Origin of the sequence: Erythrobacter sp. NAP1 (assembly GCF_000152865.1) — a bacterium.
Taxonomy (GTDB): domain Bacteria; phylum Pseudomonadota; class Alphaproteobacteria; order Sphingomonadales; family Sphingomonadaceae; genus Erythrobacter.
In genome coordinates this window covers 1,682,474-1,704,072 of record NZ_CH672390.1, presented here as the reverse complement: position 1 = coordinate 1,704,072, position 21,599 = coordinate 1,682,474, and the positions used below count along the sequence as shown (strand labels likewise).

The following is a 21,599-nucleotide window of genomic DNA, read 5'->3' as shown; positions in this document are numbered from 1 at the left end:
AGAGTTAAGAATGGCTGAATTCCGCCATTTTTCGAGTTTGGCACACCTCCTGCAAAGTGTTGGGCAACCCCGGGATGGTCCCGGGAAACACAAACAGGAGACTACCAATGACCGCAACCGACTTCTCGAACCGTTTCGCCGCAGCCGCTTTCTCGCTGGTCGTTACCGCCGCGATGTTTGCATACGCAATCGTTCCCGCCACCCCCTCGCTTGCCTGATTAGTTCCGGCCAAGCGTATACACAAAGGACCCCCTCATCATGTTTACCAGTGACACCGCCACCCGCATCTTCGCCGCCGTTTTTTCGGTCGTGATTTCCACCGGCGTCTTTGCATACGCGATCATCCCCGGCAGCCCCGCGATCGCTTGATTTAACGCTTACAAAAGGACCAACACGAATGTACTCTTTCTTCGAACTTTCCGGCAGCCAGGGTGTGCGTAGCGCCGTTGCCGCTGTCGGTTCGTTGATCATCACCGCGGTTCTGATGCTGCCGACCGTTTCCGGCGCATTTCAACCCGCAAGCCCCGCCGTTCTCACTCTCGCAACAGGAGTTCTCGCATGAGCAATCTGACCAACAACAACGCTGGTCCGCCGTCCACCAAGTTTCGCCTCGACAAGCACAATGGCAAACTCTTCGGCGTGTGCTCAGGCCTTGCCAACTGGTCGGGTGTTGATGCGCTGGTCTGGCGTCTGGGATTTGTCGTCTGCACCCTTCTGGGTATCGGCTTCCCGATCCTGATCTACCTAGCAATCGCACTGATCGCGGACTGACGAGCGTGGCACCGCAAAGCTGAACCCGGTTTTCGGGCCAGCCACGCCCAACAATCTGAGAAAACCGGGAGGGGCCTTCTTCGGGCCCCTTTTGTTTTTGTCGCTACCATCCTGAAAATTCGACGCCGCAGGCGTCGCAAGGCCGACCGGCCGCCCGCAGCGGGTGCGCAGCGAAGCGGAGCACGTCTAGCGAGGACGCGGGCCCGGCCGGGCCCGCGCAATCCTACATAGCGCTGATACCGCCATCGAGCTTGAGCTCGGCGCCGGTCATGAAACGGCTTTCGTCGCTCGCGAGGTACACCACTACATTGGCGATATCGTTGGGCTCGCCCACGAATTTGAGCGGGATTTGCCGCGCAAGCTTGTCCATCAGCACGCCCTTGTCGAGCTGGTGCGCCTTGGCCGTGCCGTCGAGGATGGGCGTGTCGACAAAGGTCGGGTGAACCGAGTTCGACCGGATCTGCATGTTCTTCTTCGCGCAGTGCAGCGCGATCGACTTCGAGAGCATCCACACCGCCGCTTTCGAAGCGTTGTAGGCGGGCATCGTATCGCTCGCGATCAGGCCGGCGATGCTCGAGATGTTGATGATCGAGCCTGGCGCATGTTCGCGCATAAGCGGCAGGGCCTTCTGGCAGCCGTGAAAGATCGAATCGACGTTGATCGAAAAGCACCGCTGCCAGTCGCCAAAGTCGCATTCCTCGATATTGCCGGGCACGCCGATCCCGGCATTGTTCACGAGCACGTTGAGCCCGCCCATCTGCTCGCGTGCAGCATCGACGGCGGCTTCCCACTGGTCGGGGTCGGTCACGTCGTGCGCGATGCTGAACGCGGTGCCTTCGCCCATTTCGGCGTTCACAATCTCGGCGGTTTCCGCCGCGCCTTCGCCGTTAATGTCGGTCGCGAGCACGCGCGCGCCTTCCTGTGCGAGCCGGATGCAATGCGCGCGGCCAAGGCCCTGTGCGCCACCGGTGACGAGGGCGAGTTTGCCTTCGCAGCGTTTAGTCATGTGATTGTCTCTCCCAAAAAGTTCTCAGCCCCAGAAGTCCTAATTGAGGAAACCGGGCGTCATCAGCATCGCCACGCGCACGTCGACACCGTGGCCTGCCTCGCGCCACCTGGCGACGAACTCGGCAAGGCCATCCAACGGCACGCGGTACACCTCGATATTCTCTTCTGAAATCCCGCCGCCCTCGCTGACCTTGGTAAGGCCGCGCGCGCGCAGGAGGGTGAAGCTTTCCGTCACCATGCCGGGTGAGGAGTAATACTCGCCAAGGTTCGTCCAGTCGGACGCGGCGTAGCCTGTCTCTTCCTCAAGCTCGCGCTTGGCGGCTTCGATGGCGTGTTCGTCCTCGCTCCCGTCGTCGTCTCCGACAAGGCCTGCGGGAATCTCAAGGCAGAAGCGGCCCAGCGGTACGCGATATTGTCCGACCAGCAAAACGTGGCGCGTGCCGTCCGCATCCTCGTCGATGGCCATGATGGCAGCGGCGCGGATGCCGCGCGAGCGCCCGACATATTCCCAGCGACCGCGGGTCTTGGTGGTGATGAAGCGGCCTTCCCAGACGGCTTCCTCGCTGGCGTCAGCGTCCTTGTCGCGCACCAGCGCATCAAAGTCGGGTATCGGGATATCAGTCATTGCCGAGAAGGCTTAGACTTCGATCAGCCTGTCGGGAAGCTCGTTTTCATCGTCTTCCCCGCGCGGGAAGTGCTGAGAGAGAACAAAGCCCACATCGCGCACGCCAGCGGCCATGCCATCGGCGATGTACCCGCGCTTGATGTGGCTCAGCATGTCGCCCATCGCTTCGCCCCAGACCTCGGCATCGACGAGTTCGGCGATGGAATCGTCGGCCACGATTTCCGCTCGGTGTTCGCTCATCGACAGGTAGATGAGAACGCCGGTGCGTCCGTGGGTGCGGCGTTCCGCGCCGACCTTGAAGTGCTTGATCGCCTGCGCATGACAGCGCGCGGTCTTGACCGGGTTTGGGATCAGCCAGAATTTGAGCGCCTGCCACTGCTGGATAGCGAGCACCGCGATGAAGGTGATCAGGCCAAGCGCGATGGTCATGCTGGCAAGTTCGCCCGTCGTCCACTCATGGCTCCAGCCGCCGATAAGCGCGTCGTAGAGGTCGAGGAACGGGGTGGGGAGGGCGGCGAACAGGCTCATCGCGGTAAAGCTTGCGCCCACTGCCCACCAAAGCGCGACGTCGCTGTACCCGTCGCTGCGATCGGCGAGCACGGTGACGATTTCACCAGCCGTGGTGAGCTCTGCGGCCCCTACCGCGTCGGAGATTTGCTTGCGTTCTGCGTCGTTCAAATATGCCATGGTTCACCAGCCTCCCGAGGCGCCGCCGCCTCCGAATGAGCCGCCACCGCCGGAGAAGCCTCCGCCGCCGCTCCAGCCGCCGCCTCCACCGCCGCCGCCGGACATGGCGCCGCGTGCAATCGCGCTGCCGATCTCCCACAGGATGATATTGCCGACAGCATCGCCGAAGCCATCGTCGTCGTCATCATCGCGGCGCTTGCCCCAGGGGCCCTTGCCCTTCGAGCGATATTTGCGCCGCCTGCGCGAGCCGCGGATGATGGGAAGGATGAAGAAGAAAAAGAGGAAACCCATCCAGATCAGCGCGCCGATTGGGAAGCCGCCATCGCTCTTGCGGGCCTCTCCCGCCTCCTGCGCAATGCGCGCGGCCTCCTCGGGCGGCAGCTGCAGTTGCGCTACGATAGCGTCGGTGCCTGCAACGATCCCGCCCGGCATATCGCCATCGCGGAAACGCGGCAGGATCTGGTTCTGGATGATCAGCGCCGAAAGCGCGTCTGTAAGGTAGCCTTCAAGGCCGTAGCCGACCTCGATCCGGACCTTGCGCTCATTAGGCGCCACCAGCAGCAATGCGCCGTCATTGCGCTCCGCATCGCCAAGGCCCCATTCGCGGCCCAGCTGATAGCCGTAATCGGAAATGTCATAGCCCTGAAGGTCAGGAACCGTCGCGACCACCAGCTGGCGCTGCGACTGCGTCTCCAGCGCTTCGAGCTTGGCGGTGAGGTCCGCTTCCTGCGCAGGCGAGAGCAGGTCGGCATTGTCGACCACGCGGCCCGTCAGCGCGGGAAACTCAGGCTGCGCAAGGGCGGGGGACGCAATCAGCGCCCCCACGCCTGCAAGGATCAGCAGGATCTGGCGAACAACGCCCATCGGGCTACCCCCGATCAATTCGACGTCATGTCGAGTTGCGGTGCAACCTCTGCGCCTTCGGTGACCGAAGTGTAGGGCTCAAGCGGCTCTGCGCCGTGGATGATGTTCGCGCCGATCGTGTCGGGGAAGGTGCGGATCGTGGTGTTATACTGACGAACCGCCTCGTTATAGTCGCGAATGGCAACCGCGATCCGGTTTTCGGTGCCTTCGAACTGACTCTGGAACGCGAGATAGTTCTGGTTCGACTGGATGTTCGGATAGGCTTCGAAACTTGCCAGCAGGCGTCCGATGCCCTGGCTGATCTGGCCCTGCGCTGCGGCGTATTCCTGCATCGCCTCGGCATCGCCAAGGTTGTCGGCGGAGATGTTGACGCTGGTGGCCCGCGCGCGCGCTTCGGTCACTTCGGTCAGGATCGCGCGCTCGTTCTCGGCTGCACCCTGAACGATCTCGGCAAGGTTGGGGATGAGGTTGGCGCGGCGCTGGAACTGGGCTTCGACATCGGCCCACTTGGCCTTTGCCTCTTCCTCGGCAGCGGGGACCGAGTTGATCCCGCAAGCGGCCAGCGTCAACGAAACGGCGGCCACCACGAAGGCGCGCCCAAAGTGTGCAAATTTCATCTGTGTCCCTCCTAGGTTCGCGCCGGGGATGGGGATGAGTTGGCGCGACATGTCCTGTGTTAGTCATATAGCGCACCTCGGCCCGCTTTCAAGCCGGGTACAGCTTGGGCCGTGCGCTTGGCAAAGTCGATCCATCTTGCAACAACCGATTTTCGAACCGCACTTTTGAGGGGATCAGGGATGCTGTCAGACTTCAAGGAATTCATCGCCAAGGGCAACGTCATGCAATTGGCTGTTGCTGTCATTATCGGCGGCGCTTTCGCAACCATCGTCAAGTCGTTGACCGACGAGGTCATCATGCCGGTTGTCGGCGCGATTTTCGGCGGCGCTGATTTCTCGCGCTACTTCATCTTGCTCGATGTACCGGCGGGCTATGAAGGCGCGATGGACGATTATGCAGCGCTCAAAGAAGCGGGCGCGGCGATGATCGGTTACGGCGCGTTTATCACGGCGGTGATCAACTTCGTGATCCTCGCTTTCATTATCTTCCTGCTGGTTCGCTACACATTGAGAGTGATGGAGCAGATGGAGAAGAAGGAAGAGGAAGCGGCTCCAGAAGAGCCCGCAGGTCCGACCGAGATCGAGCTGCTCACCGAAATTCGCGACAGCCTGAAAAAATAGGCCACATTTTCGCCGAAATTATGGAACCATCGGCGTCCTTTGAGGATTGATCCCCTTGAACGCGCTGGAAAAAGCGCGGTCCTGGCGATTTGTTTTTGAAGGAATTGACGATGCGTACTCTCATTTTTGCAGCCGCTGCGGCCACTTTTGCTCTTGGCGCCTGCGCCGAAGCTCCGAACGAAGAACAGTCGGACATGATGGAAGACCAGGCTGACGCGGTTGACGACATGGCTGAAGACATGCCGACCGAAGCTGGCGAAGACATGATGGAAGACAAGGCAGACGCCATCGACGAAGCGGCAGACGAAGTCGACACCATCGGCTAACGCAGACTGCAACGCCGCAAGGGCGTTCGAAACGTTAACGAAATGGGGCAGGCCTTAGGTGGTCTGCCCCTTTTCTTTTGCCCGCGCGACGCCTATATCAATGGTGTTCGCTTCGGCGGACTATGGCGATAAATTGCTGCGTGCAATAGGCACAACGGACCCGGGGGCAGTACCCGGCGGCTCCACCATAAACCCCGGTTTTACGGGATTTCTGACGGGGCCGAACTAGGATCGACGTGGGCTGAAAAGCGTAGTTTTTGCTCGGGCTGAGTAACCCGTAATAGGCTCATTCTCATAAGTGCCAACGATAACGAAGCACTCGCAGTTGCAGCGTAATTTTAAGGCCTAACGGTCTGAATTTACAAAGCTAAAGCGCGGTTGGACCCACCGGGCAACAGAAGCGGATTCCGGGGCTCCGGGGGTAGCTAGCAACAGAAACCCCCACTCACATTTTTGGAAGGGTCGCTGCCGTGAAGAATGTGTTTGCCAAGATCGGACTGCCGGCCCTCGGTATTGCCGCTTTGATAGCGCTAGCAACGCCTTCCCCAGCCATTGCCGAAACCTATCAGGAATATCTCTCGCGCCTGCGCGATGTGTGTTCGGCTGAGTGCATGCAGCCGCGCCAGTTCCAGCTTGCCGCCCGCAAGCGGGATTCGGGCGAGGATGCCGACATGGCGCTCATCATGGATGTCGCCGCGGTTCGGCTGAATGGCGAGAAGTTCGAGCTGCTCAGCATGGACCTGCAATATTCGCCGCTCGAGGAGCTGGCGATCCTTGGGTCGGCTGGCATCAATACGTCGAGCCGCAACGGCATCGGCGGTCTTCCCAGCGCGCGGCGCGGGGGGACCAATCCCAACCTCATCATCGTCCAGCTGGATCAGCAGACCTTCTCCGACATCCTCAACGTCGCCACTCCGCTGGTGCAGGGTGAAATCCGGCGCGAGGAGGGCGAAGGCATCGTGGTGGAAGGCACGCGCGAGAAGGAACTCGTCGAACCTTCGCTCACGACGCTGCGCACCTATTTCCGCAATCGCCGCGTCGTCGTGCGCGGCCAGCCTGAACTCGAAGCAGTGTTTATCGGAGCGCGCCGCGATTTCCGCCGCAAGCAGGTGACGCTGGTAGTCGACAATCCTGACGATGTCGTGCTGCTGCCGCGCTATGATGATGAGGGTGAGCCGGTCTTCGATCCGGCGAAGTAACGCGCGCTATTGTGTGGAGGCTGATTGCTCTGGCGATGCCTTTTCGGCCTCGATTTGCGCCTTCAGTTCCGCCAACTCCTTCTTCGCTCTCACCGAATCCAGAATGGCCGCGCCGGCAAGCAAGACTGCCGTGCAGGCGGCAAGGAAAAGCGCTTCGCCCCAGTAGCTGGGATATTGATCGAGATAGGCCGAGCCGCGCGCGGTTGCGCCAAGCGCCAAGGCGTAGATGATCACGAACGCTTCGAAGCGATTCTTGATCACGAACAGCCTTCCGATTTTGCGCAGCATCACATCTCCAATCGTTAATCCGATAACCAGCAAACCGCGTGCCAAGTTCCAAACCGGGCGCGTGTCATTGGTTAACGTGATCAGGAGTGTAAGCGCATCCGACGCGGGCGCGCAAACGCGTTAACGTTGATTACTTGAGCTCACCGAGGTCGAGCGCGGTGAGCAGTGCTTCGCGAGCGGCGACCACCTGCGAGGTTAACGTATCGCTCCCCAGATCGGCCGGATCAATCTGCTCGGGCCACGTCTCGGAGATGACCTTTTCGAGCAGGTCCGCCTTAGCCTCGTCCAGCATGAAACGCGGATCGACCGCCGCCGGATCGCACACCACGCGAAGCCGCAGACAGGCGGGGCCGCCACCATTGGCCATCGACTGGCGCACATCGACCGGGATTACTTCGCGGATCGGGCCGTTTGAGGCCATCATCTGCTCGCAATAGGACCAGACGCTGGCGCTCTCGCGGCATTCCTCGGGCACGATCAGCACCATCCCACCATCGGGTAGCGTCAGAAGCTGTGCGTTGAAAAGGTATGTCCGGATCGCTTCTTTGAGGCTGACGGCGCTGGATGGCACTTCGACCACCTCGAGAGCAGGAAAGGCCGCGCGGATCGCGGCATAGGCGCCCTGCTGATCAGCAAATGCTTCCTCGTGCGTGAAGAGAACACGCTCGTTGACGACCGAGACGACGTCGTTGTGAAACGCGCCCGCTTCGATCGCCGCCGGGTTCTGCTCGACGAAGACGCATTTTGCGGGATCGAGACCGTGGCTGCGCGCGACAAGGCGGCTGGCCTGCTCGTGCTGTCGCGCGGGGAAACGGCCTCCGGGCTTGCCGTAGACGAACAATTCGACGCCCTCGCTGCCATGGCCCTCGCAAAAACGCCCGTGGTTCGCTGCGCCTTCATCGCCGAAGGTGGGGGGAACGGGGCCGTGAACGACGAAATGATCGGGATCGCCAAACGCGATATCGAGCTGGCGCAGTGTGTCAGGCCACTCCTGCGCGCGGTGGAGCATGGTGATGAGGTTGGCGACGGTCAGGTGGCACTTGCCGTCGTTCGTATCGGGTGCAGGCGATACGGTGGCCGCGTTCGCGGTCCACATGCTGGACGCCGACCACGGCGCGGCGCGCAATTGCGGCGCTTCGGTCCCGTCATAAGCGAGCACATTTTCAAGCAGCGCATTGGGGCGAGGCAGCGGCAAAAGGAAGCCCTGCACACCAAGCCGCGCAAGGTTGCCGCGCATCTTCCCTACACCTTGAAGCGCAGCCGCACGCGGATAGGACGGATCGCCCTTGTGGCTCGCGCTGGCGATATTGCCGAGGCTGAGGCCTGCATAATTGTGCGAAGGACCAACGATCCCGTCGAAATTGATTTCGCGCAGATTGAGTTCTTTGGGGCTCATCGCGCAACGCTCCACACCGTGTCGCCTTCGCTCACGTCGAGCGCATCGGCAGCCGCCGCATCGATTGCCACGCCGCCTTCACCGTCGAGCTGGCGCGCGCCGTAACAGGCGCGGAACGTCTCAAGCCGTCCGGTTGCAAGGATCGCGCGCTCGCCTTCGCCAAGGTCGCAACTGACCAGCTTGGCTTCGACCGAGTTCTTGACGCTGGTCACATCGTCGGTGCGCGCGACCATGCTCGGCCCGCCGTCGAAGATGTCCACATAGCCGTCATAGTGGAAATTCTCGTTCTCGAGCATCCGCATCGCGGCGCGCCCGGTCGGGTGAGGGACACCGATAACGCTGCGCGCGTCCTCGGAAAGCATCGAGACATAGACCGGGTGCTTGGGCATCAGGTCGGCGATGAACTGGTTGCCGTTGATCGCGTTGAAATAGTCGGCTTCCTGGAAGCTCATGCCGAAAAAACGCCCCGCAACGCCGTCCCAGAAAGGCGAGCCGCCGCGTTCGTCGATGATCCCGCGAAGCTCTGCGAGGATGCGATCAGCAAAGCGCTTGCGGTGCATCGCGACGAAGAGATAGCGGCTGCGTGCGAGAAGCAGGCCGAGGCCCCCGGCTCGTTCGTTGGGGTGAAGGAAGAGACCGCCAACCTCGCTCGATCCCTCAAGGTCGGTAACCAGGCTGAGGAGTTCAGCGCGCACCGTGCGGTCAAGTTCGGCGCTGTACTGGGTCAGCGTGTTGAGCCGATAGGAGTAGAACGGCCATTGCTGCCCGACCTTGGTCATCAGCTGGCACGTCCCCACCACTTTGCGGGTCGAGAGGTTTTCAAGCACCAGGACGAACTGTTCGTCGGCCAGCTCGTTGTCGGTGTTGGCAAAGGCCTCAGCGGCGCGCTCAAGCTTGGCGGTGAGGGCGGGGCGATCCGGGGGCAGGTTGGTGAACCCGCCGCCGGTCAGCTTTGCCATCTCGTAAAGATGTTCGAGATCCGATGTACGCGCAGCGCGCAGGCGATAGGTCAATTCAGGGCCCCCTGGGAAAGTCGTTCGATCACGCGCGCTGAGAGCGCGGCGCGTTCGGCCAGACTGTCGGTTATCAGAAATTCGTCGGCAGAGTGGATCGAGCCACCGCGCACGCCCATTGTGTCGACCACAGGCACGCCGCAGGCAGCGATGTTGTTTCCATCGCAAACGCCGCCGGTTGATTGCCACTTTATGTCATGGCCAAGTTCCGCCCCGCATTCGCGAACGAGGTCGAACAGCTTTTGCGCTTTCTCATCGACCGGCTTTGGCGGGCGGGTGACGCCGCCGTGACGATGCGTTGAGATCTCATGCTCGCGCTCAATAACATTCAGCAAGCCATTCAAATCTTTGTCGAAGCCTTCCATGGCCTCGGTGCTTTTGGGCCGAATGTTGAAGCGCAGCACCGCATGATCGGGCACGACGTTGTTCGGCCCTCCGCCCTCGAGTTTGGCCGGATTGATCGTGATGTCCTCGCGCTCAAGCCCCTTGAGCTTCAGGATCAGGTCCGCAGCCGCGACGATGGCATTGCGCCCCTCATGCGGATTTCTGCCTGCATGCGCGCTCTTGCCGGTGAAGGTGATCGAGTAATTCCCCGTCCCGCCGCGCGCATGAGCAAGTGTGCCGTCGGGCAGAGCGGCGGGCTCATAGGTTAGCGCAGCCAGCTTTCCGCGCGCCATTTTGGCGATGAGGTCCGCGCTCGCGAGCGAACCCGTTTCCTCATCTGAATTGAGCAACACGTCATAACCGAGCGAACCTGCCGACGCGGTTTCCTCGAACGCCTTGAGCGCATGCAGCATCACCGCAATGCCACCCTTCATGTCAGCGACACCGGGACCATTGAGCACGCCCTCTTCGAGCCAGGTGAGCTTCTGGAAGTGATGATCGGCTGGAAAGACCGTATCCATATGCCCAGTCAGAAGGATGCGGCGGTTGGCGGTCGGACGCACGCGCAGCACGAGATGCTGGCCATGCGCCTTTTCGAACTCGCTGCCATCTGCTGCAATCGCAGTAACCGGCGCAGGATCGATCAGTTCGACCTCTCCCGGCAACGCAGAGAAGGCTTCAGCCAGCACTTCGGCCTGTTTTGCAAGGCCATCCACATTTGCGGTTCCGGTGTTGATTTCGCACCACGACCGGACCTGATCCAGCATTGCCCCTGCGTCAATTCGGGCGTCGATTTGATCGGAATTTTGAGGTTTCATTGGAAACCACCTCTAGCGGCGGAAATCTCTAAGTCCAAGGCGTTGCAAAACGCTGTGCCCCGCGTCATATGCAGCCGCGTTCTCCTCCCCCGGACTTGGCTAACCTCTCTTCAAGTCACGAGGACATTTATGAGCGATACCACCACGCGCGCCGGCCTTGAGGTCGACCAGCGGCTTGCCGATCTGCTTGAGCGGGAGGTATTCCCCGCGCTCGGCCGCGATCCGAGCGCATTCTGGGAAGGCTTTGCTCAGCTGCTTGCCACCTTTGCTCCGCGCAACAAGGCACTGCTCGAAAAGCGCGAAGACCTGCAGGCGAAAATCGATGCGTGGCACACCGAGCGCGCTGGCAAACCGCATGAAGCTGGCGAATACCGCGCGTTTCTGGAAGAGATTGGCTATCTAGTCCCCGAACCGGGCGATTTCACGATCGGCACGCAGAATGTCGATGCCGAGATTGCGACGATGGCGGGCCCGCAGCTGGTGGTGCCGATCCTCAATGCGCGCTTCCTGCTGAATGCTGCCAATGCGCGCTGGGGCTCGCTTTACGATGCATTCTACGGCACCGACGCACTCAATGCACCGCCAGCGCGCCCCGGCGGTTATGACGAGGAACGCGGAGCCGCCGTGATCGCGCGCGGACGCGAATTCCTCGACCAAGCGCTTCCGCTTGTGGACCAGAGCTGGGCGGACCTCGCCGACGAGCACGACGGCAAGTTGCAGGACGAAAGCCAGTGGGTCGGCCACACCGACAAGGGTCTGCTCTTCAAGAACAACGGCATCCATATTGAGGTCGTGTTCGACCGCGATCACCCGGTCGGAAAGACCGACAAGGCGGGCATCGCCGATATCAATGTCGAAGCGGCACTCACCACCATTGCCGATTGCGAGGATTCGGTCGCGGCGGTCGATGGCGAGGACAAGCTTACGGCCTACACCAACTGGCTCGGCATTATTCGCGGCGATTTGGAGGAGAGCTTCGAGAAAGGCGGCAGGACGCTGACCCGCAAGCTCGCCCGCGACAAGACCTACAAGGACAATACCGGCACCGAGCACAGCCTTTCGGGCCGCAGCCTCATGTTCGTGCGCAATGTCGGCCACCTGATGACCAATCCGGCGATCCGTCTGCCCGATGGCAGCGAAATCCCAGAAGGCATCATGGACGCCGTCTTCACCAGCGCGATCAGTGCGCTCGATGTCGAAGGCCATGCCAAATATGGCAATTCGAGGCACGGTTCGATCTACATCGTGAAACCCAAGATGCACGGGCCGGAAGAGTGCGCCTTCACCAACGACCTGTTCGATGCGGTGGAGGACCTGCTCGGCCTGCCTCGCCACACGATCAAGGTCGGCGTCATGGACGAAGAGCGCCGCACCAGCGCAAACCTTGGCGCCTGCATCCACGCCGTGCGCGATCGGATTGTCTTCATCAACACCGGCTTCCTCGACCGCACGGGCGACGAAATCCACACCTCGATGCGTGCCGGGCCGATGATGCGCAAAGGCGCGATGAAGGGCTCCGACTGGCTGGCCGCTTACGAGGCGCGCAATGTCGCGATTGGTCTGAAGCACGGCCTTTCCGGCAAGGCACAGATCGGCAAGGGCATGTGGGCCGCGCCCGACATGATGGCCGACATGATGGAACAAAAGATCGGCCATTTGCGCGCAGGCGCGAACACCGCCTGGGTGCCGTCACCTACCGCCGCGACGCTCCACGCGCTGCATTACCACCAGGAAAACGTGTTCGTGATCCAGAAGGGGCTGGGCGAAATCCCAAGCCTCGACACACTACTGACGATCCCGCTCGCCGAGGGCGCAAACTGGTCGCAGGACGAGCTTCGCGATGAACTCGACAACAATTGCCAGGGCCTCCTTGGCTATGTGGTGCGCTGGGTCGATGCAGGTGTTGGGTGTTCGAAAGTGCCGGACATCAACGATGTCGGCCTGATGGAAGACCGCGCCACCTTGCGCATTTCCTCCCAGCACATCGCCAACTGGCTGCTCCACGGCGTCGTGACCGAGGATCAGGTGATGGATTCGCTTACTCGCATGGCCGCCAAGGTCGACGAGCAGAATGCGGGTGACCCGTTCTACGAGCCGCTGATCGGCAACGAGGACAAGCCCGCTTTCAGCGCGGCGAAGGACCTGATCTTCAAGGGCGTCGAGCAGCCGAGCGGATACACCGAACCGCTGCTGCACCAGTGGCGACAGGTGAAGAAGGCAAGCTGACGCCTGGAGGACAGTGTTCTCTTCGTGCGCTTTCGCATCCTCGGACCCGAGTTCGGCTTGAAGCTTGAGCTTTTGCAGCGAGCTTTGGGCCGAGGCGGCCACCATCGACACCGAACTCGTATTCAAGCGGACCTTCCGACGCCAACTACTTCTAGAACAACTCGAACGAATCCGAGCGTCGCCACGAGATTTCGACAATCGGGTTAGCGCAAATGGGGTAGGATTCGGTCTCCGCGAAGACGTTTAGCGCGACACCAGCGCCGAGCGTTTGCGTCCCATCTGGATGTTGCCACGGTCCGCTGCCGGGCCGACCTCCTTCGCCCGTTCCCCTGCGAGGCGGGTCATCATGCCAGGGCGAAGGACGAACTCGAATTCAACCCCGCACGTGCCCTCACTCGACCAGGCGATGGTGCAGTAAACCTCGTCCTCGCCCATTACGAGCCACCCCGTCACACCCTCCGGCGGCGGATTTTCAAGCTCGAGTTTCGCGCCCGCATCGGAGATGTTGGTGATCCTGCATTCGCGCACGCCGCTGACCGTTCGAAGGCCGATGGGAACGTCGACCAGAGTTCGGCTTGTTCGGCGGCGCTCGATTTCGACGACTTGCTGATTGTTGGCGAGGCTATTCATGGGCTTCTCCTGCAAGACGAGGAGCTATCTGGGCGACCTCGCACGACACCGAAGTTGAAGGATTGCGCCATCATTTCCCACCAGGGGGTATTCGAGCGTGATTACCTCATTTTAACCAGAGATTTAACCAAACCGGCAGGGTTTAAAGTGCGCCTGTCAGGGCGAACCGACTGCCTTAGCGAGCGCCACGAACTCGGCAACGCTCACAGTTTCAGCGCGGCGGGTTTCCTCGATCCCGACACTTTGCAAAGCGTCGAGCGCGCCCGGCACGCTCTTCAGGCTCTGACGCAGCATCTTGCGGCGCTGTCCGAAGGCGGCTTCGGTGAGGCGTTCGAGCGTTCGCGAGGAGACGTCGGCAGGTGCTTCGGCGGGCGTGACGTGAACGATGGCGCTCATCACCTTGGGTGGCGGGGTGAAGGCGCTGCGGTGCACTTTCATCGCCAGCTTCGCCTTTGCGCGCCACTGCGCGAGGACCGCGAGGCGACCATAGGCGCTACCACCGGGCTGCGCGACGATGCGCTCGGCCACTTCGCGCTGAAACATGAGTGTGAGCGAGAGCCATTGCGGCGGCCAGTCTTGGCCCGACAGCCACTTCACGAACAGGGCTGTTCCCACATTGTAGGGCAGGTTTGACAGGACGTGGAACGGCTCGCCGTCCATGATCGCGCCGTGATCGAGCTTCATCGCATCGCCTTCGATGACGGTGAGCTGACCGGGAAAGGCCTCGCTCAATTCTTCGAGTGCGGGCAGGCAGCGGCGGTCCATCTCGATCGCCGTGACGCGGGCACCGGCGCGCAGCAGGGCGCGGGTCAGGCCGCCGGGACCCGGGCCAACCTCAAGCACACGCGCTCCTGAGAGATCGCCCGGAAGCGCTGCGATGCGGTCCAGCAATTGCTCGTCGAGTAGGAAGTTCTGACCCAGCGCCTTGGACGCGGACAGGCCGTGCTTCGCTATCGTCTCCCGGATCGGAGGGAGGTCAGGCACCGGTGGTCTGTTTCGCTGAGCGAGCGTTCGCGCAGTCGCTCGCCATCAGGATCGCGGCGATCATGGCGTCGGGATTGGCCTTGCCGGTCCCTGCGATGTCGAAGGCGGTGCCGTGGTCGGGCGAGGTACGGATGATCGGCAGACCAAGCGTCACGTTGACGCCCTGGTCGAACTCAAGCGCCTTCAGCGGGATCAGGGCCTGGTCGTGATACATGCACAGCGCCACGTCGTAGTGGCGGCGCATGACGGGGGTGAAGAGTGCATCGCCCGGAACAGGGCCGGTCACATCGAGGCCGTCCGATTGCAGTGCGGTGAGCGCAGGAGCGATGATGCGGCTTTCCTCGTCACCGAACTGGCCGTTTTCGCCCGAGTGAGGGTTAAGACCGGCGACTGCAATACGCGGGTTTTCGATGCCAAAATCGCGCCGCAACCCCTCGGCCACGATCCGCGCTTTGTGCGTGATGAGCTCCTGAGAAAGCAGCCCTGGCACAGAGGCGAGCGCGCAGTGGACCGTCAAAGGGACGGTGCGAAGCGAAGGTCCGGCGAGCATCATTACGGCGTCTTCGAGCGCGAGGCCGCTGACCTCGGCTAAAAATTCGGTCTGGCCGGGATACTCGAAACCTACCCTGCCAAGCTGTGATTTGCTGACAGGCGCGGTCACCAGCGCGGCGGCCTGCCCCAAAAGCACGCAGCGCGTCGCTTCGGCAAGGGAGTGCAGTGCGAGGGCGGCACCGTCATCATCGGGCGCGCCGGGCGTGTAGCGCGCATCTGCGCCTGCAATTACTGGAAGACCCTTGGCGAAGGCATCGGCAGCCTCGCCGGGCTCCTCGATCGGGACCACCGCGAAATCGAGCCCGGCCCTGCGGATGGCACCACGCAGGACATCCGCGCCGCCCACGACGAAGAAAGGACGCCCGGAGCCTCTCAGCCGCTGGTAACTGGCAAGGATGATCTCAGGACCAATGCCTGCCGGATCACCCAGCGAGATCGCCAGTGGAGCCTGATCCAAACCTCGTGCCCCCGCCGCCGGCTTAGTTGTACTCGATGTAAGCGTCGTTGCGCAGGTCGCGCAGGTAACGCTGAGCGCGCTTGTTGATGCGCTCACTCTCGATGTTGGTCATGACCGTCTGGAAGGTCGGAGTACCGGAATCTTCAGGCTCATCACGGCCACACAACATCAGCACTCGCACACCCTCTTGGGCGCTACCGAAGGGAGGGGTGGTCTGACCGACCTGCATGTTCAAAAGGATGTTCTGAAGCTGCTCGGGAAGCTGCCGTGCCTGGATCTGGTCATTGGTAACAACGGTCGCGCCGAGCACCGAACGAGCGGTTTCCGCTTCGTTACAGCTGCGCAGCGATTGAATGAAAAGGCCGAATTCCTCGATCTTCGCATTTGCTTCGGCCTCGCTGGTGCCCTGGTCGAATGCAATCGAAATCTGCTTCAGGCTCAGCACCGAATCGCGCGGGTCGGCGGTCAGGACCTGGCGACGGTCGATCATATATATGATCGTGAAGCCGCCCGGGATTGCGATCGGGCCGACAAGCTGGCCCGGCTGCATCTGGCGGGCTGCGTCGGCCATCGGGCCGGGCAGGGTCGCAAGGCGCAGGAAGCCGGTGTCGCCTCCTTGTACTGCGGTCGATGCTTCGGAGAATTGGCGAGCATAGGCGACGAAACTGCCGCCCGCTTCGAGCTGCTCCATGATGCGCTGCATGTTCTGGATCACCGCCTCGCGGTTTTCCTCGGTCGCGTTCATGTAGATTTCGCCGAGGCGGTATTCCTCGGTGCCGCGCGCTTCTTCAAGCCGCTCGAGAACGCCCGTTACTTCCTCAGCCGAGACATTGACGAAGGGCGAGATGTTGCGACGGATCAGGTTCTCCCACGCGATCTCGCCCTCGATCTGGCGCTTGAGCGCGGCAGGCGAGGAACCGATCGAGGCGAGGTATTCGTCCATGCGCTCCGGGTTCTGGCCAAAGTTCTGCGCAGCGAGCTGCTGATAGGTCTGTTCGACCTCAGCGCGTTCGACACCGATTTCCTGTGCGCGGGCGGCCTGAATCTTGAGCGTTTCGTCGATCAGGTTGCGAAGCACCTGTACGCGCAGACGCTGGCGCTCTGCATCGGACACTTCGACTTCGGAAGCGTTGGTGACGAGAGCCACGCGCTGATCAATGTCGGTGCCCGTGATGACGAAACCGTTGACGACTGCGGTAGGCGCACGCTCGTTCGGGTTCTCGCTGCCGTAGACAGTGAAGTTTTCAGGAATCCCAAGCGGGTTGTCAGCCGTTGGAACAGCGGTCGTCTGCGCAGCGGCGGGTGCTGTCACCAGTCCCGCAAGAGCAAGCGCAGCTACTGAATTTCGAATGGAAGCAAATACCTTCAACGTCACGTCCCGTAATCCCGAATTGTTCTCATGCGTGCGGTCGTCATGCGTCCCGTTTCGCTCGCGACCTTCAAGTCTGTTGCCGCAGGTAATGCAGCGTCAGCTTGGCCAAACCGTTGCACGCTCCCGGCTTAACGCTAGCTGAGTGAGGTTAGTCGTGGCGCCCTTTAACTCGTTTTTTGCGCGCTGCCAATTCGCGCGGTGTGAGTAACCGGGGAGGGGGCTTTCGGCGCCCTAGTTGAAGCCCAGATTGCGCAGCGCGAAGAACAACTGGAACGAGTTGCCGCGCTCCGCGTCGCCCGCCGTGATGAAGTCGCGCCGCCAGGTCGCACCGAACTCGATGCAGTCGTCTCGGTAGGCGATGCCAAGGCGCGTGCGGATTGGTTCGAAACCGTCAGGCGAGAAGATCGGGTCTTCATCCGCGCCGGTCAGGTTGAAAACGCCCGAGCCGAACACAGACCAGTGCCGCCCGATGGTGAAACGCCCGGCAGCCCGGATTTCCTCGCGGTCGCGCAAATCCTCGACCGTCTGAATGTCGCGGTTGAGGCGAAGGTAGCCAACTTCGACATAATTGCGCTGCGAACCGATGGTCGCGTCGATCTCGTTGCGGCGGACCGCGAGATTGTCCTTGTCGATGCGGAACCGGTGGGTGAAGGCGAGGAAGTTGCGATAGCGAACCTCCGTCCGACCCACGAAGTCGGAAACGCGCTCAGACAGGCCCGTACCGTCGGGGAAGATCGCCTGCTGGGTTTCGGTCAGGCGGAAGGACTGGCCGATATTGGTTTTGACCCGCCACCCCGGCTTGGTCAGTTCCCAATCGACGCCCCACGTGACGCGCGAGCCTTCCTCGACGCGGTCATATCCCGAGAAACGGTTGAGCGCGAAGAGGTTGGAATCCTCAAGATCGATCGCTCGCGCATCTTCGTTAGGGACGGCGAGGTTGCGGATCGATGGGGCTGCGACGAGTTGCAGCCGGGGCTTCAGGACTTGCGTGCCGCCGAAAGCCTCGCCCACGAAAGGCCATTCGATATCGACCGCCGCCGTGGCAACGCCGCGCGTGGTCCAGCCCTCGTTCCCGCGATAGGCCGCGGTGAGCGTCGAGAGCGTGTCATTCGTGTTGTAGACATCGCCGCGAACGAGGCCGGTGAAGGTCACGACCTGCCCAAGCCCGGTCAGCTGGCGCAGATCCCATCGCGCTCCCGCAAAGGCGCGTTGCGTATCTTGTCCCTCGTTGCGGATGAGACTCAGGGAATTGGCCTGCAATTGCAGGTTACCGCCAAGCAGCGGGTCCTCGATATTGTAGCGATAATCGATCGCCGGGACAGCGAGCGGAACCTGACCTTGCTCAGCATTGATGCGCAAGGTCTGCGTCGCCCAGCCGGCCACGCTTAAATAGGACCGATCATCGATCCGCTCGAGATTGATGGTCGAGCGCAGCCGGTCGTCGCGGCTGATGTCATAGCGGCGAAGGAAAGTGCGGTCGCTTGCCACACGGACCGAGCCGGTGATGCTCCATTCGGGCGAAAACTGAAAGCGGCCATTGGCAAACAGGTGCCCGCGCGGATCGCTTTGCGTTGTCGGGGTCGCTCCGAAGTTCGACACGCGGCGGCTCGACGTCGCATAGCCGGTGATCTGGTATGCGCCCTTTTCGGTTAGGTGCCGGAACTGGCCCGTCGCCATCGGCGCCACGTCGGAATAGACCCGCGCACCCAGCGTCAGGTCCTTGTTGTCGGCCAGCCGCCAGTAATATTCGCCCGAGAGCTCAAGCCCGTTGACCTGATCGAAGCGAACGTTGGGGACCAGAAACCCGCTTTCTGCGCGGCCATCGGTGCGGATGGCAAGCCCGGGCAGCGGCAGGATGCGCGCGCCGAACAGCTCCAGCATGGCGCCATCGAAACTGACGCGTGCCTCGTCCGGGTCGTAAGTGACGCGCTCTGCGGTGATGCGCCAGGACGGGTCCTTGTCGCAGCCTGCCTCATCGCTGACCGCGCAGGCGCTGTAGGCGGCGTCCGTAAGCAGCACGGTACCATCCTGCGCCCGCGTTGCCGACCTTGCCGCAAGTCGTCCGCCTGCGCGAAGGGCAAGAAGCAGGTCGTCCATCGCGCCCGCTTCGAACTGATCGTTGAGCTCGATTGTCTCGGTGAAGATCTGATTACCCGAATCGTCGACGAAACGAACATTCCCGCGCGCCACGATCTCCCCACTGCCACGATCCCAAGTAACCTCGTTCGCGCGGACCGATGCGCGGTCGGAACGCAGGATTACATTGCCGCGAGCGGTGAGGATATCGGCTTCGTTATCGTATTCGACCTGCTCTGCCTCGAAGGCGATCTGGTCGCCTTGCTCGGGAAGGTCGGGCTCAATGCTGGGAGGATCTTCGTCCTCGAACGTAGGCGGAGGCGGCGGTGCATCGGGATCGGCCTGCGAAATCGCCTGTCCGGGCAGCGGCGCATCGTCCTGTGCCTGAGCTGGCACCGCGACAAACAGCGCCGAGAAACACGCAGCCGAAGCTGCCAGCGCCAGAGGGCTGGTCATGTTGCGCGACACTGTAAACGGCCTCATGCCTACGCAGACCCTCGAACCCTCGGACATGGCTTGCCTATTGCACCGCTGCGGCCTAATCGCAATCGCCATTCCAGAACTGCTTTTGAAAGCAGGATCAAACGTGTCGCAAACGCCCTAGTAACGGCCAACTTGGCAGAGCCATTCGCGACAAATCACAATCGGAGCCCTCATGCAGATCAATTTCACCGACAGCGCACCCGACAATGTCCGCCTTCATGTGCAGATCGTCAATGAGGGCGACGGGCTCGAAGGCATCGATGAAGTGCTCGCTGAAGGCGCGCCGACCGCGCGTTTCCGCGGCAAGCCTGGACAGGTGTTCGAAGGCTTCGCCAAGATCGATGGGGAGCTTCGTCGGCTGGCGATTTCGGGAGCCGGTGAAGCGGGCGCAGACAATCGCCGCCTCAATCTTGAGCGGGCAGGCGCTGCGCTAACGGCGAAGTATCTGCGTTCGGGCGAAACCGACATGGTGCTCGACCTTGCGAGTGCAGTAGAGGACGCTGAGGAAGCTGGCGCTGCCCTCGCAGGCCTGTGCATGCGTAGCTGGTCGATGGATGATTATCGCACCAAGCTTTCGAAGGAAAAGAAGGTCTCGCTCGAGACCGTGCACGTCATCAATGCACCCGAAGGCACGCTCGCCGCTTGGGACCGCGAACTGGCGATCACCAAGGGCGTCGATTTCACCCGCATGCTCGTCACCCAGCCTGCGAACCTTCTTTACCCGGAAAGCTTCGTTGAAGTTTGCCAGAAGATGTTCAAGGACACCGGCGCCGAGCTGACCGTTCTGGACGAAGCGCAGATGGAAGAGCTCGGCATGGGCGCGCTGCTTGGCGTGGGTCAGGGATCAGTGCGCGAATCGCGCCTGCTCGCAATCCGCTGGAACGGCGGCGAAGAGGGCGAGAAGCCAACCGTTTTCGTGGGCAAGGGCGTGACCTTCGATACTGGCGGTATCTCCTTGAAGCCTGGACCCGGCATGGAAGACATGAAGTGGGACATGGGCGGTGCAGGTGCCGTGGCGGGCGGCATGCTCGCGCTTGTCGGGCGCAAGGCGAAGGCCAACGTCGTTGGCGTTGTCGGTCTTGTCGAGAACATGCCCGATGGCAATGCAATCCGCCCGGGCGACGTGCTTACTTCGATGAGTGGTCAAACGATCGAAGTGCTCAACACCGATGCCGAAGGCCGGCTGGTCCTGTGCGACGCGCTGCATTGGGCACAGGAACAGTACGATCCTGAACACATCGTCGACTTCGCAACCTTGACCGGCGCGATGATCATTGCGCTTGGCAACGAGCATGGCGGCGTTTTTGCCAATGACGACGATCTCGCCAGCCAGCTGGTAAGTGCAGGCAAGTCGGTGAACGACAAGCTTTGGCAGATGCCGCTTGGCCCGGCTTACGACAAGCTCATCGATTCCCCGATCGCCGACATGAAGAATATCGGCGGGCGCGGCGCAGGCTCGATCACGGCGGCGCAGTTCCTTCAGCGCTTCATCAAGAAAGACACCAAGTGGGCGCACTGCGACATCGCGGGCATGGTCTGGTCCGACAAGCCCGGCCACGCGCATGACAAGGGCGCAACCGGCTACGGCGCGCGCCTCATCAACCAGTTCATCGCGGACAACGTGGAGTAATTTGCCCCATGGCGAAGATGCGGAAGAAATCCGATCTTCCGTCAAAGATCTGCGAGAGCTGCGGCCTGCCCTTTACCTGGCGCAAGAAGTGGGAGCGCGACTGGGACAACGTTCGCTATTGTTCCGAGCGCTGCAAGCGGAATAAGAATAAGACCTGATGAAAGTCGATTTCTGGCAACTCTCGCGCGATCCGGTCGACAAGGTGGTCGCCCTAATCGCGCAGCGCGTGCTGGATAGCGGCGAGCGGCTGTTGGTCGTCAGCAAGAATTCCCAGCAGCGCGAAGCGATCTCGCGCACTCTCTGGAAGGCAGAGCCTGAGAGTTTTCTCGCCAATGGCGAGGCCAGCGCGGCTGGCGCGGACAGGCAGCCAATCCTGCTTTCTGCCAGCTGCGAGGCTGCGAACGCGGCCAGCCATGTGATCTTTGCCGATGGCGAATATCGCGAACCGACCGGGTTCGAGCGCGCCTTTCTCCTGTTTGACGACGAAACCGTTGAGGCGGCTCGCGGGACGTGGAAGAGCCTAGAGAGCAGCGATGGCCTTGAACGCGCATTTTTCCGCCAAGATGGCGGCA

25 protein-coding genes and 1 other RNA gene are annotated in these 21,599 nt (G+C 61.7%); 12 read left to right on the top strand and 14 right to left on the bottom strand.

The annotated features are described in order from the left end of the window. Positions 1-107: 107 nt before the first annotated feature. The 4 genes from NAP1_RS16580 to NAP1_RS08210 are packed head-to-tail and all read left to right on the top strand — an operon-like array spanning position 108 to position 771. Positions 108-218, top strand: a complete 111-nt coding sequence (locus NAP1_RS16580; protein WP_007164807.1) for a hypothetical protein — start codon at positions 108-110, stop codon at positions 216-218. Between the two features lie 40 nt (positions 219-258). Continuing rightward, a complete protein-coding gene (locus NAP1_RS16575; protein ID WP_007164806.1) occupies positions 259-369 on the top strand; it encodes a hypothetical protein in 111 nt (36 codons plus the stop codon). A 28-nt stretch (positions 370-397) separates the two neighbouring features. Continuing rightward, the gene (locus NAP1_RS16470) at positions 398-562 is read left to right on the top strand and encodes a hypothetical protein (protein ID WP_007164805.1); all 165 of its coding nucleotides are present in this window, start codon (positions 398-400) and stop codon (positions 560-562) included. Next, positions 559-771, top strand: coding sequence for a PspC domain-containing protein (locus NAP1_RS08210; protein ID WP_007164804.1), 213 nt, complete (start codon positions 559-561; stop codon positions 769-771). The genes NAP1_RS16470 and NAP1_RS08210 overlap by 4 nt, the downstream gene beginning before the upstream one ends. Before the next feature lie 223 nt (positions 772-994). Here NAP1_RS08210 and NAP1_RS08205 read toward each other — a convergent pair whose 3' ends face one another. From NAP1_RS08205 to NAP1_RS08185, 5 genes are read right to left on the bottom strand one after another with little or no spacing between them, the layout of a single operon-like run. Further along, positions 995-1,777, bottom strand: a complete 783-nt coding sequence (locus NAP1_RS08205; RefSeq protein ID WP_007164803.1) for an SDR family oxidoreductase — start codon at positions 1,775-1,777, stop codon at positions 995-997. Between the two features lie 39 nt (positions 1,778-1,816). Then, entirely contained in the window at positions 1,817-2,404 is a 588-nt protein-coding gene (locus NAP1_RS08200) for an NUDIX hydrolase (protein ID WP_007164802.1), read from the bottom strand. Positions 2,405-2,416: 12 nt separating this feature from the next. Further along, entirely contained in the window at positions 2,417-3,091 is a 675-nt protein-coding gene (locus NAP1_RS08195) for a TPM domain-containing protein (RefSeq protein ID WP_007164801.1), read from the bottom strand. 3 nt (positions 3,092-3,094) lie between these two features. After that, a complete protein-coding gene (locus NAP1_RS08190) occupies positions 3,095-3,955 on the bottom strand; it encodes a YgcG family protein (protein WP_007164800.1) in 861 nt (286 codons plus the stop codon). Between the two features lie 14 nt (positions 3,956-3,969). Then, positions 3,970-4,572 (bottom strand): LemA family protein, encoded by a 603-nt coding sequence (locus NAP1_RS08185; protein WP_007164799.1) that lies wholly within the window; start codon positions 4,570-4,572, stop codon positions 3,970-3,972. Between the two features lie 180 nt (positions 4,573-4,752). Here NAP1_RS08185 and mscL point away from each other — a divergent pair, with 180 nt between their 5' ends. From mscL to NAP1_RS08170, 4 genes are all read left to right on the top strand, one after another. Further along, positions 4,753-5,193, top strand: coding sequence for a large conductance mechanosensitive channel protein MscL (gene mscL, locus NAP1_RS08180; RefSeq protein WP_007164798.1), 441 nt, complete (start codon positions 4,753-4,755; stop codon positions 5,191-5,193). A gap of 110 nt (positions 5,194-5,303) precedes the next feature. Further along, positions 5,304-5,519, top strand: a complete 216-nt coding sequence (locus tag NAP1_RS08175; protein WP_156777223.1) for a hypothetical protein — start codon at positions 5,304-5,306, stop codon at positions 5,517-5,519. 66 nt (positions 5,520-5,585) lie between these two features. Then, positions 5,586-5,929: a transfer-messenger RNA gene (ssrA, locus tag NAP1_RS16310) on the top strand. Between the two features lie 60 nt (positions 5,930-5,989). Continuing rightward, positions 5,990-6,718 (top strand): hypothetical protein, encoded by a 729-nt coding sequence (locus NAP1_RS08170; protein ID WP_007164796.1) that lies wholly within the window; start codon positions 5,990-5,992, stop codon positions 6,716-6,718. A 6-nt stretch (positions 6,719-6,724) separates the two neighbouring features. Here NAP1_RS08170 and NAP1_RS08165 read toward each other — a convergent pair whose 3' ends face one another. The 4 genes from NAP1_RS08165 to NAP1_RS08150 all read right to left on the bottom strand — a co-directional run bounded on the left by NAP1_RS08165 (position 6,725) and on the right by NAP1_RS08150 (position 10,617). After that, positions 6,725-7,006, bottom strand: coding sequence for a hypothetical protein (locus NAP1_RS08165; protein WP_007164795.1), 282 nt, complete (start codon positions 7,004-7,006; stop codon positions 6,725-6,727). Between the two features lie 130 nt (positions 7,007-7,136). Further along, positions 7,137-8,402 carry an N-succinylarginine dihydrolase gene (locus NAP1_RS08160; protein WP_007164794.1) on the bottom strand — a complete coding sequence of 422 codons (1,266 nt, stop codon included), beginning with the start codon at positions 8,400-8,402 and terminating at the stop codon, positions 7,137-7,139. Next, positions 8,399-9,415, bottom strand: a complete 1,017-nt coding sequence (locus tag NAP1_RS08155) for an arginine N-succinyltransferase (RefSeq protein WP_007164793.1) — start codon at positions 9,413-9,415, stop codon at positions 8,399-8,401. Before NAP1_RS08155 ends, NAP1_RS08160 begins: the two co-directional genes overlap by 4 nt. Then, positions 9,412-10,617 carry a hydrolase gene (locus tag NAP1_RS08150; protein ID WP_007164792.1) on the bottom strand — a complete coding sequence of 402 codons (1,206 nt, stop codon included), beginning with the start codon at positions 10,615-10,617 and terminating at the stop codon, positions 9,412-9,414. The genes NAP1_RS08155 and NAP1_RS08150 overlap by 4 nt, the downstream gene beginning before the upstream one ends. Positions 10,618-10,746: 129 nt before the next feature. Between NAP1_RS08150 and NAP1_RS08145 the strand changes: the two genes are divergently transcribed. Continuing rightward, the gene (locus tag NAP1_RS08145; protein WP_007164791.1) at positions 10,747-12,843 is read left to right on the top strand and encodes a malate synthase G; all 2,097 of its coding nucleotides are present in this window, start codon (positions 10,747-10,749) and stop codon (positions 12,841-12,843) included. A gap of 243 nt (positions 12,844-13,086) precedes the next feature. Here NAP1_RS08145 and NAP1_RS08140 read toward each other — a convergent pair whose 3' ends face one another. The 5 genes from NAP1_RS08140 to NAP1_RS08120 all read right to left on the bottom strand — a co-directional run bounded on the left by NAP1_RS08140 (position 13,087) and on the right by NAP1_RS08120 (position 19,397). After that, positions 13,087-13,473 carry a PilZ domain-containing protein gene (locus tag NAP1_RS08140; RefSeq protein ID WP_007164790.1) on the bottom strand — a complete coding sequence of 129 codons (387 nt, stop codon included), beginning with the start codon at positions 13,471-13,473 and terminating at the stop codon, positions 13,087-13,089. A 156-nt stretch (positions 13,474-13,629) separates the two neighbouring features. Then, positions 13,630-14,457, bottom strand: coding sequence for a 16S rRNA (adenine(1518)-N(6)/adenine(1519)-N(6))-dimethyltransferase RsmA (rsmA, locus tag NAP1_RS08135; RefSeq protein WP_007164789.1), 828 nt, complete (start codon positions 14,455-14,457; stop codon positions 13,630-13,632). Next, a complete protein-coding gene (gene pdxA, locus NAP1_RS08130) occupies positions 14,450-15,466 on the bottom strand; it encodes a 4-hydroxythreonine-4-phosphate dehydrogenase PdxA (protein WP_007164788.1) in 1,017 nt (338 codons plus the stop codon). The genes rsmA and pdxA overlap by 8 nt, the downstream gene beginning before the upstream one ends. A gap of 22 nt (positions 15,467-15,488) precedes the next feature. Beyond that, entirely contained in the window at positions 15,489-16,835 is a 1,347-nt protein-coding gene (locus NAP1_RS08125; RefSeq protein ID WP_007164787.1) for a peptidylprolyl isomerase, read from the bottom strand. Between the two features lie 234 nt (positions 16,836-17,069). After that, the gene (locus tag NAP1_RS08120) at positions 17,070-19,397 is read right to left on the bottom strand and encodes an LPS-assembly protein LptD (protein ID WP_050750465.1); all 2,328 of its coding nucleotides are present in this window, start codon (positions 19,395-19,397) and stop codon (positions 17,070-17,072) included. A gap of 172 nt (positions 19,398-19,569) precedes the next feature. Here NAP1_RS08120 and NAP1_RS08115 point away from each other — a divergent pair, with 172 nt between their 5' ends. The 3 genes from NAP1_RS08115 to NAP1_RS08110 all read left to right on the top strand — a co-directional run. Beyond that, positions 19,570-21,027, top strand: a complete 1,458-nt coding sequence (locus NAP1_RS08115) for a leucyl aminopeptidase (protein ID WP_007164785.1) — start codon at positions 19,570-19,572, stop codon at positions 21,025-21,027. 8 nt (positions 21,028-21,035) lie between these two features. After that, the gene (locus NAP1_RS16305; RefSeq protein WP_007164784.1) at positions 21,036-21,185 is read left to right on the top strand and encodes a DUF2256 domain-containing protein; all 150 of its coding nucleotides are present in this window, start codon (positions 21,036-21,038) and stop codon (positions 21,183-21,185) included. Beyond that, on the top strand, positions 21,185-21,599 hold a 415-nt coding region (locus NAP1_RS08110; RefSeq protein WP_007164783.1), incomplete at its 3' end, for a DNA polymerase III subunit chi. The genes NAP1_RS16305 and NAP1_RS08110, both read left to right, overlap by 1 nt.

Bases quoted from the DNA above. Each gene is read 5' to 3' on its own strand.
- NAP1_RS16580 (WP_007164807.1), top strand. From the start codon at position 108: ATGACCGCAACCGACTTCTCGAACCGTTTCGCCGCAGCCGCTTTCTCG.
- NAP1_RS16575 (WP_007164806.1), top strand. From the start codon at position 259: ATGTTTACCAGTGACACCGCCACCCGCATCTTCGCCGCCGTTTTTTCG.
- NAP1_RS16470 (WP_007164805.1), top strand. From the start codon at position 398: ATGTACTCTTTCTTCGAACTTTCCGGCAGCCAGGGTGTGCGTAGCGCC.
- NAP1_RS08210 (WP_007164804.1), top strand. From the start codon at position 559: ATGAGCAATCTGACCAACAACAACGCTGGTCCGCCGTCCACCAAGTTT.
- NAP1_RS08205 (WP_007164803.1), bottom strand. From the start codon at position 1,777: ATGACTAAACGCTGCGAAGGCAAACTCGCCCTCGTCACCGGTGGCGCA.
- NAP1_RS08200 (WP_007164802.1), bottom strand. From the start codon at position 2,404: ATGACTGATATCCCGATACCCGACTTTGATGCGCTGGTGCGCGACAAG.
- NAP1_RS08195 (WP_007164801.1), bottom strand. From the start codon at position 3,091: ATGGCATATTTGAACGACGCAGAACGCAAGCAAATCTCCGACGCGGTA.
- NAP1_RS08190 (WP_007164800.1), bottom strand. From the start codon at position 3,955: ATGGGCGTTGTTCGCCAGATCCTGCTGATCCTTGCAGGCGTGGGGGCG.
- NAP1_RS08185 (WP_007164799.1), bottom strand. From the start codon at position 4,572: ATGAAATTTGCACACTTTGGGCGCGCCTTCGTGGTGGCCGCCGTTTCG.
- mscL (WP_007164798.1), top strand. From the start codon at position 4,753: ATGCTGTCAGACTTCAAGGAATTCATCGCCAAGGGCAACGTCATGCAA.
- NAP1_RS08175 (WP_156777223.1), top strand. From the start codon at position 5,304: ATGCGTACTCTCATTTTTGCAGCCGCTGCGGCCACTTTTGCTCTTGGC.
- NAP1_RS08165 (WP_007164795.1), bottom strand. From the start codon at position 7,006: ATGCTGCGCAAAATCGGAAGGCTGTTCGTGATCAAGAATCGCTTCGAA.
- NAP1_RS08160 (WP_007164794.1), bottom strand. From the start codon at position 8,402: ATGAGCCCCAAAGAACTCAATCTGCGCGAAATCAATTTCGACGGGATC.
- NAP1_RS08150 (WP_007164792.1), bottom strand. From the start codon at position 10,617: ATGAAACCTCAAAATTCCGATCAAATCGACGCCCGAATTGACGCAGGG.
- NAP1_RS08145 (WP_007164791.1), top strand. From the start codon at position 10,747: ATGAGCGATACCACCACGCGCGCCGGCCTTGAGGTCGACCAGCGGCTT.
- NAP1_RS08140 (WP_007164790.1), bottom strand. From the start codon at position 13,473: ATGAATAGCCTCGCCAACAATCAGCAAGTCGTCGAAATCGAGCGCCGC.
- NAP1_RS08120 (WP_050750465.1), bottom strand. From the start codon at position 19,397: ATGAGGCCGTTTACAGTGTCGCGCAACATGACCAGCCCTCTGGCGCTG.
- NAP1_RS08115 (WP_007164785.1), top strand. From the start codon at position 19,570: ATGCAGATCAATTTCACCGACAGCGCACCCGACAATGTCCGCCTTCAT.
- NAP1_RS16305 (WP_007164784.1), top strand. From the start codon at position 21,036: ATGGCGAAGATGCGGAAGAAATCCGATCTTCCGTCAAAGATCTGCGAG.